General features: G+C 75.2%; 10 protein-coding genes and 1 pseudogene. 7 read left to right on the top strand and 4 right to left on the bottom strand.

From position 1 onward, the window contains the following. The first annotated feature begins 269 nt into the window (after positions 1-269). On the top strand, positions 270-1985 hold the full coding sequence (locus tag AAHZ94_RS17820; RefSeq protein WP_349993930.1) for a multicopper oxidase family protein: 1716 nt from the start codon (positions 270-272) through the stop codon (positions 1983-1985). Here the strand turns inward: AAHZ94_RS17820 and AAHZ94_RS17825 are convergent. Further along, positions 1973-2170: a hypothetical protein gene (locus AAHZ94_RS17825; protein ID WP_349993931.1), complete on the bottom strand. Its 198-nt coding sequence runs from the start codon at positions 2168-2170 to the stop codon at positions 1973-1975. The two genes, AAHZ94_RS17820 and AAHZ94_RS17825, sit on opposite strands and share 13 nt — an antisense overlap. Before the next feature lie 22 nt (positions 2171-2192). On the opposite strand from AAHZ94_RS17825, the gene AAHZ94_RS17830 reads away from it, so the two are divergent. The 5 genes and pseudogenes from AAHZ94_RS17830 (at position 2193) to AAHZ94_RS17850 (ending at position 8621) form a co-directional block, all read left to right on the top strand. Then, complete coding sequence (locus AAHZ94_RS17830) at positions 2193-3947, top strand: NAD+ synthase (protein ID WP_349993932.1); 1755 nt, start codon at positions 2193-2195, stop codon at positions 3945-3947. A gap of 211 nt (positions 3948-4158) precedes the next feature. Next, a complete protein-coding gene (gene rsmI, locus AAHZ94_RS17835) occupies positions 4159-5025 on the top strand; it encodes a 16S rRNA (cytidine(1402)-2'-O)-methyltransferase (protein ID WP_349993933.1) in 867 nt (288 codons plus the stop codon). A 518-nt stretch (positions 5026-5543) separates the two neighbouring features. After that, complete coding sequence (locus tag AAHZ94_RS17840) at positions 5544-5960, top strand: hypothetical protein (protein WP_349993935.1); 417 nt, start codon at positions 5544-5546, stop codon at positions 5958-5960. Between the two features lie 666 nt (positions 5961-6626). Further along, positions 6627-7019, top strand: a pseudogene (locus AAHZ94_RS17845) (TatD family hydrolase); the annotation flags it as partial. A 225-nt stretch (positions 7020-7244) separates the two neighbouring features. Then, positions 7245-8621, top strand: coding sequence for a type III PLP-dependent enzyme domain-containing protein (locus AAHZ94_RS17850; RefSeq protein ID WP_349993944.1), 1377 nt, complete (start codon positions 7245-7247; stop codon positions 8619-8621). Positions 8622-8983: 362 nt separating this feature from the next. Here the strand turns inward: AAHZ94_RS17850 and AAHZ94_RS17855 are convergent, their stop codons facing one another. The 3 genes from AAHZ94_RS17855 to AAHZ94_RS17865 all read right to left on the bottom strand — a co-directional run bounded on the left by AAHZ94_RS17855 (position 8984) and on the right by AAHZ94_RS17865 (position 11413). Continuing rightward, a complete protein-coding gene (locus AAHZ94_RS17855; RefSeq protein WP_349993936.1) occupies positions 8984-9373 on the bottom strand; it encodes a cupin domain-containing protein in 390 nt (129 codons plus the stop codon). A 394-nt stretch (positions 9374-9767) separates the two neighbouring features. After that, positions 9768-10364 carry a hypothetical protein gene (locus tag AAHZ94_RS17860; RefSeq protein ID WP_349993938.1) on the bottom strand — a complete coding sequence of 199 codons (597 nt, stop codon included), beginning with the start codon at positions 10362-10364 and terminating at the stop codon, positions 9768-9770. A gap of 197 nt (positions 10365-10561) precedes the next feature. Then, positions 10562-11413, bottom strand: coding sequence for a MurR/RpiR family transcriptional regulator (locus tag AAHZ94_RS17865; RefSeq protein ID WP_349993940.1), 852 nt, complete (start codon positions 11411-11413; stop codon positions 10562-10564). Positions 11414-11533: 120 nt separating this feature from the next. Between AAHZ94_RS17865 and AAHZ94_RS17870 the strand changes: the two genes are divergently transcribed. After that, positions 11534-11714: hypothetical protein (locus AAHZ94_RS17870; protein WP_349993942.1), on the top strand; the 181-nt coding region annotated here is incomplete at its 3' end.

Below are 11714 nucleotides of genomic sequence, written 5' to 3' on the forward strand. Positions count from 1 at the left end.
GGGGGCGCGTGCCGGCCGGGGCCGGTCGGTCCTCGCGTGGTGCGCCGCGGCCCGCCTTCCGGTGCTGCGCATATAGCGGCGGCCACGCCGCTCCCCACCCCGCACTCACCGGCCAGACCAGTTCCTCGGAACGTCGCCAGCCGACCGGTCAACTCCCTTCACCAGCAAGGACGTTGACGCGCCGTCGGCCGGTCGGTGACGGGTGCCTACGAGCGGTGTTCGAGCCTCCCTTCCGCGTAGCCACCGATGTGATTCGAGGTGCATCTCGCATGCGCAGCACCACCCGGCGAGCCGTGCTCGCCGCCACCACCGCACTCGCCGGCGGCGGCCTGCTCGCCGCCTGTTCGTCCGACTCCGACGCAGGCTCGCGTTCGGGCCCGTCCGCCGGCCCCGGCCCGGACGCGGGCGGCGACTACCTCGCGCCCGACGGCCCGGAGGTCGCCGCGGCCGAGCGCCGGCGCCGCCCGGGACCCGAGCGCAGGATCGACCTCACCGCGGCCCGCGCCCGCCTGGACCTGGGCGGCGGGGTCAGCGTCCACTCCTGGGCGTACGGGGGCGAGTTGCCCGGCCGGGAGGTACGGGTCACCGCGGGCGACACGCTCGCCCTGCGGCTCGCCAACCACCTGCCGCAGGCCACCTCGCTGCACTGGCACGGCCTCGCCCTGCGCAACGACATGGACGGGGCGCCCGGCCTGACCCAGCGCCCGGTGCGCGCCGGCGCCGCGTTCGACTACCGCTTCGCGCTGCCGCACCCCGGCACGTACTGGTTCCACCCGCACTCGGGCGTGCAGCAGGACCGCGGCCTGTACGCGCCGCTGATCGTCGAGGACCCCAAGGAGCCGCTCGCGTACGACAAGGAGTGGGTGGTGGTGCTCGACGACTGGGTGGACGGCGTCGACGGCAGCACCCCGGACGCCGTGCTGGCCGAACTCAGCTCCGGCATGGGCCACGGCGGCGGCACCGACGGCGGCGGCATGGACCACGGGAACATGGACCACGGCGGCGGGACGGGCGACGGGGCCATGGATCAGGGCGGCATGGACCACGGCGGGATGGACCACGGGGCGGGCGGCGGCCCGAGCCCCAGCCCCGGCGGCGGGTCCGATGCCGGGACCGGCCGCACCGGGCCGCCGCGCATGATGATGGGCGCCACCAGCAAGCTGCTCGGCGGTGACGCGGGCGACGTGGCGTACCCGTACTACCTGGTCAACGGGCGCAGGGCGGAAGATCCGCGGACCTTCAGGGCACGGCCTGGGGACCGGGTGCGCATCAGGTTCATCAACGCGGGCGGGGACACCGCCTTCCGGGTGGCGCTCGGCGGGCACCGGATGACGGTCACGCACACCGACGGCTTCCCCGTCGAGCACGCGCGCACCGACGCGCTGTTGCTCGGCATAGGAGAGCGCTACGACGTGCTGGTCACCGCCGGCGACGGGGTGTTCCCGCTGACCGCGGTGGCCGAGGGGAAGCGGCGGGCGGCGCTGGCCGTGCTGCGCACCGGGGGCGGCGCGGCACCCACCGCGCGCACCCGCCCGCGGGAGCTGTCCGGTCGCCTGCTCACCGCGTCCGACCTGCGCGCGGCGGAGCCCGTACGGCTGGCGCCCGGCGCCCCTGACCGCACGGTGAAGCTGCGGCTGACGGGTTCGATGGCCCGCTACGACTGGGCGATCAACGGCAGGCGGTACGACCCGGCGACCCGCTATCCGGTGCGCGCGGGCGAGCGGGTGCGGCTGTCGTTCGAGAACGCGACGACCATGTGGCACCCGATGCACCTGCACGGGCACACCTTCGCGCTGGCCGGCGGGGCGGCCGGGCGCGGCGGTGCGCCGAACGCCGGGGCGCGCAAGGACACCGCCATCGTGCTGCCGGGCCGCCGTCTCGACGTGGACTTCGACGCCGACAACCCGGGCCTGTGGATGCTGCACTGCCACAACGTCTACCACGCGGAGTCGGGGATGATGACGGTCCTGGGCTACCGGAAGTAGCCGCCCGGGCCCGTCCGTCCACCCGCCGGGGGGGGGGGGGGGGGGGGGGGGGGGGGGGGGGGGGGGGGGCGCCCCCCCCCGCCCCCCCACCAGCGGCACCACCCGCGCCCCCCGGGCCCCCGCCACGCGCCCCGCCGCGCCCCCGGCGGCGCGGTGTGGTCGCCCTCACCACCCCATCGCGTCAAATAGACGATTACACTGGGCCGCGTGCCTCAACTTCGCCTCGCTCTGAATCAGATCGACTCCACCGTCGGTGACCTCGCGGCCAATGCGGAGACCGTCGTCCAATGGACCCGGCACGCCGCCGAACAGGGCGCCCACCTGGTGGCGTTCCCCGAGATGGCGCTGACCGGCTACCCCGTCGAGGACCTGGCGCTGCGCGCCTCCTTCGTCGAGGCGTCCCGCGCCGCGCTCACCGCGCTCGCCGCCCGGCTGGCGGCCGAGGGGTTCGGCGAGTTGCCGGTGGTCGTCGGCTACCTGGACCGCAGCGACCGGGAGCAGCCGCGGTACGGCCAGCCGGCGGGCGCGCCGCGCAACGCCGCGGCCGTGCTGCACCGCGGCCAGGTGGCGCTCACCTTCGCCAAGCACCACCTGCCGAACTACGGCGTCTTCGACGAGTTCCGCTACTTCGTGCCCGGCGAGACGCTGCCGGTCATCCGGGTGCACGGGGTGGACGTGGCCCTCGCCATCTGCGAGGACCTGTGGCAGGAGGGCGGCCGGGTGCCCGCGACCCGCTCCGCCGGCGCCGGTCTGCTGGTGTCCATCAACGCCTCGCCGTACGAGCGCGAGAAGGACGACACCCGGCTCGAACTGGTCCGCAAGCGGGCCCAGGAGGCCGGCTGCACCACCGCCTACCTGGCGATGATCGGCGGCCAGGACGACCTGGTCTTCGACGGCGACTCGATCGTGGTGGGCGCGGACGGCACGGTGATCGCGCGGGCCCCGCAGTTCGCCGAGGGCTGCGTACTGGTCGACCTCGACCTGCCGGCCGCGGCCCCGCAGCCGCCGTCCGGGGTGGTCGACGACGGGCTGCGGATCGACCACGTCACGCTCAGCCAGGACCCGGTGCCGGCGTACGAACCGGAGCTGGCCGGCGGCGAGGCCGAGCGGCTCGGCGACGACGAGGAGGTCTACACGGCGCTGGTGGTGGGCCTGCGCGCGTACGTCGCCAAGAACGGCTTCCGCAGCGTGCTCATCGGGCTCTCCGGCGGGATCGACTCGGCGCTGGTGGCGGCCATCGCCTGCGACGCGCTGGGCGCCCGCAACGTGTACGGCGTGTCCATGCCGTCCAAGTACTCCTCCGGCCACTCCAAGGAGGACGCGGCGGAACTGGCCCGGCGCACCGGCCTCAACTTCCGTACGGCCCCCATCGTGCCGATGTTCGACGCGTACATGGGCTCGCTCGACCTGACGGGCCTGGCCGAGGAGAACCTCCAGGCCAGGCTGCGCGGCACGCTGCTGATGGCGCTCTCCAACCAGGAGGGCCACATCGTGCTGGCCCCCGGCAACAAGTCGGAGCTGGCCTGCGGCTACTCCACGCTCTACGGCGACTCCGTCGGCGCGTACGGGCCGATCAAGGACCTGTACAAGACGGTCGTCTTCCGGCTCGCCCGCTGGCGCAACCAGGCGGCCGTCGAGCGCGGCCAGACCCCGCCGATCCCGGAGAACTCGATCACCAAGCCCCCGAGCGCGGAACTGCGCCCCGGCCAGGTGGACGCCGACTCGCTGCCCGACTACGACGTGCTCGACCAGATCCTGGAGCGGTACGTCGACCGCGACCAGGGCTGCGCCGAGATCGTCGCGGCGGGCTTCGAACCCGAGCTGGTGACACGGGTGCTGCGGATGGTGGACGCGGCCGAGTACAAGCGCCGCCAGTACCCGCCGGGCACCAAGATCTCAGCGAAGGGCTTCGGCAAGGACCGCCGGCTGCCGATCACCAACCGGTGGCGCGAGTCGGGTTGAGCCCGCGGGCACACCGAACGGGTGCCTCGTACGAGCGGCCCCCCCGGGGGGGCCCCCCGGGCCCCGCCCCGCGCGGGGGGGGGGGCGGGGGGGGGGGGGGTTCGGATGCGTCGGCCTCGTCGTTTCCCCGGGGCCGCCTCGCGCGGGGGCGCGCGCGAGGCTTGCCGGGGCCGGCCCGTACGGCTGCGAGGATGGACGGGTGACTGGAACGGTGACTGGAACGCTCGTGCTCGCAGGGACCCCGATCGGCGACCTGGCCGACGCGCCGCCGCGGCTGGCCGCCGAGCTGGCCGCGGCCGAGGTGATCGCCGCCGAGGACACCCGGCGGCTGCGCCGGCTGACGCAGGCGCTCGACGTGCGCACGACCGCCCGGGTCGTCTCGTACTTCGAGGGCAACGAGTCGGCCCGCACGCCGGACCTGGTGGCGGCGCTCGAAGGGGGCGCGCGGGTGCTGCTGGTCACCGACGCGGGCATGCCGTCGGTCTCCGACCCCGGCTACCGGCTGGTCGCCGCCGCCGTCGAGCGGGACATCAAGGTGACCGCCGTGCCCGGCCCGTCCGCCGTGCTGACCGCGCTGGCCGTCTCCGGGCTGCCGGTGGACCGGTTCTGCTTCGAGGGGTTCCCGCCGCGCAAGACGGGCGAGCGGCTCGGCCGGCTGCGGGAGGTCGCGGACGAGCGGCGCACCCTCGTGTACTTCGAGTCGCCGCACCGGGTGGCCGAGACGCTGGGCGCGATGGCCGAGGCGTTCGGCGCGCAGCGGCGCGCGGCCGTCTGCCGCGAGCTGACCAAGACGTACGAGGAGGTCAAGCGGGGCCCGCTGGGCGAACTCGCGCAGTGGGCCGCGGACGGCGAGATGCGCGGCGAGTTCACCCTCGTCATCGAGGGCGCCCCGGCGCCCGGCCCGGCCGACCTCACCCCCGCCGAACTGGCCCGCCGGGTCGCGGTGCGCGAGGAGGAGGCGGGCGACCGACGCAAGGAGGCGAGCGCGGCGGGCGCCGCGGAGACCGGGCTGCCCAAGCGGGAGGTGTTCGACGCGGTGGTGGCGGCGAAGAACACGGCGCGGGGGGTCACGGGCTGAGGGGGTTGTGGGCCTCGCGCCCCACCCTCATGTGACGAATACGGCCCTGGCGCGGCGATCAAAAAAGCCGTCCGGTAAATGTCCGGCGGGAAATAAGGTGGCCATAAGGTGACGCCCGTTACCCTATTTATCGATGCCGTGGCGAAGTCGTCGTCGGGCTGTTACCGAATTTGCCGTCGCATACTCGGCTGAAGCCTCGGTGGGGCCCGGTGCCCCTTTATCGGCAGGTCGGCAGTGGGGCTCGGATGAGCGAGTGCGCCCCGAAGATGAGCGCCTATCCTGCGGAAACGTGTTCACCCGGGCGATCGGGTGGTGCCGTAGGAAGCCCATGGAAGGTAAAAGGGAAGCCGCCCCAAGCAAAGCGATGGTCGCGTCGTTGGGCCTTTTGGCACGGGGAATTCAAATCTGGCCCAAGGAGCCGGCAGGGCTGCTGCGCTTCGATGCCCGGGGGAGTCCACTGGAGGCGGGGGAAATTCCCTCACCCCTGAAGGCTTGTCCTACGGACAAGAGGAGCTGCCATGAGCGAAACCGCAGGAACCACGGCCGGTAGCCACTCCATAGCCAAGGCCCCGGCCCGGACGCAGATCCCCGCGTACGCCGCTCCGGCCGCCGAACCCGTCGCCCACGAGGCGTACGCGTTCGCCTGCCTGCACTGCGGGCACGGCTGGGAGCAGGCGTACGACATCGAGCACCACGTGGATGCCCTGGGGCAGCCGTACGTGAGCTACCACGCGGACGGCGAGCGGGTGCCCTCGCCGCTCACCAAGCCGACTTGCCTGAACTGCGGCGCGCACCTGCTGCGCATCATGCGGTCGGGCCAGGTCTCCTCCGCCTGCGAGGCCATGTCGCACGGGCGCACGGGGGCCAAGCCGCCGACCGACGCCGACCACCACCACTGGCACCTCGCGGACCTCTGGCCGTTCCACCGCAAGTAGCCGCACGGCCGCGGGTGGGGGTGCCCGCGGGAAGGATCGTGGGCTGACCGCGTGCCGGCGGGGCCCGGGGAGGGCACGGTGCGGTGGCCCGCGCCACCGGGCCACCGGCCCGGACGGAAGCACTCCGCCGGAGCCGCCCGGACGCGCGCAGCTCCGGCACGTACGGGAGGCCGCGCGGAAGACCGCGCGCGGGTCACACGGACGCCCGGGCCCCGCTGCCCGTCGGGGCGGCAGCCGGGTGGACCCGCGCACGGGGCTCCGTACCGGAGTACCACGGGGTGGGGTGCACCGCCGCGGCCTCCGTACGTACGTGGATGTGGATCACGTGGATGTGGACACCGACGCGCGGGCGCGCGTACGTGTGCGAGTGTGCGTGCGCGCGGAGGGCGTGTACGGGCATCTGCGTAGGGGTGCCCATCCGTACGTGCCCGGGGGTTCCCCTCGCGCGGGCGCGCACGCGAGGGGAACGCAAGCCGCATTCCCGACTCCCCGGCCGGCGCCGGCGCGCGGGCGCGCGGGGAGGCGCCAGCCCACGGCCCACGGCGCGGCGGGGGCGCTCATACAATCGCGACCATGGCGGAATCGGCACACACCAGCGGTAACGGCGGCGCGACCACCACGCGAGGCGGCGGGCAGGGCGCTGCGGGCGCGGCGGACGAGCGGGGCATGGGCGGGCCCGGCGCCCCGGCGGCCGGCGGCCCCGAGCCCCGTTCCGCGACTGCCGCCGGGGCCGCCCCCGCGGCCGGTTCCGACGGCGCCCGCCAGGAGCCGGGCAAGAAGAACCGCGCCAAGGCGGACGGTGCCACGACGGGCCGTGCGAAGGCAGACCGCGACAAGGACGTCCCGCCGCCGCTCCCGGAGCCGCTGCGGGTGCCGGTCGCGGACTCGCACACCCACCTCGACATGCAGCAGGGCACCGTCGCCGACGCGCTCGCCAAGGCCGCGTCCGTCGGCGTGCACACCGTCATCCAGGTCGGCTGCGACGTGGCGGGCTCGCGCTGGGCCGCGGAGACGGCCGCCGCGTACGAGCCCGTGTGGGCCGCCGTCGCGCTGCACCCCAACGAGGCCCCGCGCCTCGTGCTCGGCGACCCCGAACCGCCGGCGGGCGGCCGGCCGCGGCCGGTGCCGTACGACCCCGAGACCGCCCCGGCCACAGCAGCCACCCCCGCCGCAGCACCTACTGCGACACCGACCGCAACTCCTACCGGAGCGCCCACCACGAAAACCGCTGGCCCCGCCCCGGCCGGCGGCGACCCCGGCCGTGACGACGACGCCGGGCGGAGTCTGGCGCGGCGGCGGGACCAGGCCGTGCGGGCCGCCGTCGAGCAGGGGCTGATCGGGGCGGACGCCCCGGTCATCGGGCTGGTCGACGTGGCCGCCGTACGGTCCGCAGCCACCGCACTGCGGGAGGCGTTCGACGAGTTCACCGCCGCGGGCACCAGCATCCTGCACACCTGCGCGGTCAAGGCGACCAGCCTGGTGCCGATGGTGCGGCTGTTGGCCGATGCGGGGCTCGGCTGCGAGGTGGCGAGCCCCGGCGAACTCGCTCTCGCGCAGGCCGCCGGCGTCCCGCCGCACCGCACCGTGCTCGACTCGCCGGCCAAGACCGTCGCCGAACTGCGGACCGCCCTCGCGCTCGGCATCGGCGTCAACGCCGACAGTTGGCAGGAGTTGGCGCGGCTCGACGGACTGGTGGCGGCTGCGCCCACCGCATCGGCGCTCGGCCTGCGCGTCAACCCGCAGGTGGGCGGGGGCACGATCAGCGCACTCAGCACGGCGACGGCGACCTCCAAGTTCGGCGTGCCGCTGCGCGACGACGGCCCGCGCGGCGGTTCCCCGGCCGAACTCAGGTCCCGCATCGTCACCGCCGTACTGGCCCGCCCCTGGCTCACCGGACTGCACGCCCACGTCGGCTCGCAGGGCTGCCCGTTGGAGCTGATGACCAGCGGCGTCCGTACGGTCTACGAACTCGCCGAGGAGATCAACTCGGCCGCGGGGCGGCAGCAGATCACCGGCATCAACATCGGCGGCGGTCTCCCCGTCAACTTCACCTCCGACACCACCGCCCCGACCTTCCGCGACTACGCCCGGCTGCTGCACGCGGCGGTGCCCGGGCTGCTGTCCGGGAAGTACGCGCTGACCACCGAGTTCGGGCGGTCGCTGCTGGCCAAGTCGGGCACCGTACTGGCCAGGGTCGAGTACGCCAAGTCGGCCGGCGGCCGGCCGATCGCCGTCACCCACGCCGGCGCCCAGGTCGCCACCCGCACCGTCTTCGCCCCGCGTTCCTGGCCCATTCGGGTCGCCGCCTACACCCCGCAGGGCCGGCCGAGCCGTGGCCCGCTGGTGGCCCAGGACGTGGCGGGTCCCTGCTGCTTCGCGGGCGACCTGGTCGCGCAGAACCGGCCGCTCCCCCTCCTGGCCAGCGGCGACCTGGCCGCCCTGCTCGACACCGGCGCCTACTACTTCTGCCACCACTTCGCGTACAACAGCCTGCCCCGGCCCGGCGTCTACGGCTTCGTGCTCGACGCCGACGCGCCGGCGGGCGTGCGGTTCGCGACCGTACGCGCGCCGCAGTCGATCGCCGACGTCGTCGCGGAGAGCGGCGGCGCGCAGGTCGACTCGCTGATCGGGGCACTGCCCGAGGAGGTGGCCGGCGGGTGATCGGGGGCTGAGCCGGTACGGGGCGGCGGGGCGGCTGCCGCGTACCGGTACGACGGGCCAGCGGCCATCCCGTACGCGCGGCCACACGCGCCGCATCCGGCCGCGGGCCTGGCTCTGCGTCCGCACAGCAAAAAACCCTCCTCCAGACTGGCTGGAGGAGGGTTTCTCATGGAGCGCCGAGCAGGCCTTGCACCTACATCCCTCGTTTGGAGACGAGTATCTTTCCTTAGACGACCGACGCATCAACCCCCGCCCCTCGGGGCGGCGTTGCGTGATCCACTTTACCCCAAGCTTCACTGTGCGTCGAACCAGCCGCCGGCGGCCGGCGCGGGCCCCGGCTCCGCCGCTCGCCGGCCGCTCGCCTAGTTCCCCGCCGCCTCGGCCTCGACGATCAGCAGCGTCCCGGTGCTGCCGGGGCCCACCCGGTGCGGGGTGTGGGCGGGGACCAGGAAGAGTTCGCCGGCGCGTACGGAGACGGGTTCGCCGGCCACCTCAAGGGCGAGCAGGCCGTCCAGGACGAGCAGCGCCTCGGCCGTGGGGTGGCTCTCCTCGGCGAGCGGCAGCCCGTCCATCCGCGCCACCTTGACCGCGGTCGACCCGACCCGGCCGAGCCCCCGCGAACGCCAGGCGTCCGGGAGTACGGCGGCCAACTCGGCGAGCGCCAGCGGTTCGCCCGGCCCCGGCAGGTCCGCCGGCCCCGGTCCGCCCGCCGACCGCGTCCCGACCTCCGCCCCCGTGTCGCCCTGCGTCACTGCCCCGGTCCCCGTCCCCGCCCCGGTCCCGGTCCCCGTTCCTGTCCCGCTCCCCGTCCCGTCCATCGCGCGTCCCTCCGCGGTCGTTCCGTCGCCCATGTCGTCGCGCCACCGTGCCGTGGCGCCGCCGCGTCACCGCACCACCACCTCACCGTGCCGTACGCGGCCATGCCGTCGGCCCGGTGTCGGATCTCGGCGCGCCCTCCCGGTGGAGGGGCCTGACCTGCACGTTAGTGCGGGGCGGCCGGGTGGTGGCTGACCGTTGGGCAAAGGATCGAGGCTCGGAAACCGGCGAGGGGCCACGAGGCCGAGGGCCAGCGGATCAGCAGGCCAACGGTTCAGCGGGCCAACGAGCCAGCGGCTCAGGGAACCAGCGGCCCCACAGGCCAACAGATCAGCGCACCGGTACGTCCTCCGGGCGGCGGCGGGCTCCGCCGGGGCGGGCGTCGCCGGCGCCGCCGCCGGTGGTCAGATAGCCGCTGACGGCGGCGTGCCCGGGGCCGCCGGGCGCCCAGGGGCGGGGCAGTTCGTCGATGCGCACCCACAGCAGCGACTCGTGCTCGTGCTCCCAACGGCCCAGCCACAGCGCCTTCCACCACAGGCCGGCCGCCGTGCCGGCGAGCAGCAGCCCGGGTGCCGCCGGCACCGCGAACGAGGCGCCGACCGCCACCAGGAAGACCGCCGCCAGCGGCCACCGGTGGGCGAGCCGCCAGTCCCGTACGGTCGCCTCGCGGTCCTGGAGCGAGACGGACTTCCCCGCGCGCGCCGCGGCCCGCGTCAGCTTCCCGTACCGGCCGCGCCGTACCGTCGCCGCCACCGCCAGCGCGATCAGGAACAGCGCCGCACCGGCGAGGACGCCGATCCGGCGGCCGGTCACGCCCGGTACGAGCAGCCCGCAGCCGGCCGCCAACAGCCCCAGCCACCACAGCCACCCCACCGGCGCCCGCACCAGCACCGCCACCCGCGCCACCGTGTACCCGCCGCGCCCCACGCCCGTCCTCCTCCGTCGTCCGTCCCGCCCGGCCGCCCACGGCGTGCCCGGCCTCCCTGCGGCCGGACTGTACTCAGCCCGGATGAGAGTTCGCTGAGACAACCGGTGCGGCCCGGGGCCGCCGCTGGTCGGTCCCCCTGACCGGGCGCCACTGATCGAACATCGCTGATCAGACGTCGCTGACCTGACAGCGCTGATCAGTCGTCGAAGAGGCCGCGGGCCGCGGCCTTCGCGTCGAACTCCTCCAGCCGGGCCTGGGCGTCCGGCAGCGCGTCGCACATCGCCTCAAGCAACACCCGGCCCAGCAGCATCGGCGCGCACGCCGTGTCGAAGGCGAGACCGGTGCCGACGGCGGCCGGCAGCAGCAGGTCACTGTGGGCGGCCACCGGCGCGAACGCGCTGTCGGCGACCGTGACGACGACCAGGCCCGCGGTCCGCGCGTACTCCAGGGCCGCCACCACCTCCCGCGGGTGGCGCGGCAGCGCGAAGCAGAGCAGGGCGCTGGCGCCCGCCGCGGTGGCCGCGTCGATCCGGTCGGCGAGCATGGTGCCGCCCTCGTCGAGCAGCCGTACGTCGGGGTGGACCTTGCGGGCGAAGTAGCTGAACCCGGCGGCCTGCGCGGACGCCGCGCGCAGCCCGAGCACCGGCAGCGGCCGGGAGGCGGCGAGCAGCCGGCCGGCGCGCGCGACGGGTTCGGGGTCGGCGAGCAGGGTGGCCAGGTGGCGCAGGTTGTCGATCTCGGCCTGGACCGCCTGCTGGTACTCGTTGACGGCCGTGTCGCCCGTGATCCGCTCGGCCGGCGCGACCTCCCGCAGGTGCTTGCGGAGCCCGGGGTAGCCGTCGAAGCCGAGCGCCACCGCGAACCGGGTCACCGACGGCTGGCTGACGCCGGCGAGCTCCGCGAGTTCGACGCTGGACAGGAACGGCGCGTCGGCCGCCCGCCGCACCATGCAGTGCGCGATGCGCCGCTGGGTGGGCGTGAGGCGGTGCCCCTCGAAGAGCTTCTGGAGCCGCGCCGCGGCCCCGTTCGCGTCCGGCGTCTGATCCATCGTGCCCTCCCGGCGACTTCGGCGACCCGCACGCGCTCGCCCACCGACACCGGCCCGGCCCCGACACACCCGGCCCGACCAGCGCCGATCATTCAGTTACGACTACCTCTGCATGAATATATGCAGCAGCGGGCGCAGGGGCGAACCGTCGGGTTCGCGGAGCACCCGGCGGTGGTCCGGGGCCGGGGCCGCGGCCGGAAGCGGCACGGGCCCCCGGGGGGGGGGGGCGCGCCGGCCGGGGGGGGGGGGGGGGGGGGGGGGGGGGGGGGGGGGGGGGGGGGGGGGGGGGGGGGGGGCGGGG

This window comes from Streptomyces sp. HSW2009 (assembly GCF_040240285.1).
In the GTDB taxonomy this organism is placed as follows: Bacteria; Actinomycetota; Actinomycetes; order Streptomycetales; family Streptomycetaceae; genus Streptomyces.

Coding starts and splice junctions, on each gene's coding strand:
- AAHZ94_RS17840 (WP_349993935.1), top strand. CDS start 5,544: ATGAGCGAAACCGCAGGAACCACGGCCGGTAGCCACTCCATAGCCAAG.
- AAHZ94_RS17820 (WP_349993930.1), top strand. CDS start 270: ATGCGCAGCACCACCCGGCGAGCCGTGCTCGCCGCCACCACCGCACTC.
- AAHZ94_RS17865 (WP_349993940.1), bottom strand. CDS start 11,413: ATGGATCAGACGCCGGACGCGAACGGGGCCGCGGCGCGGCTCCAGAAG.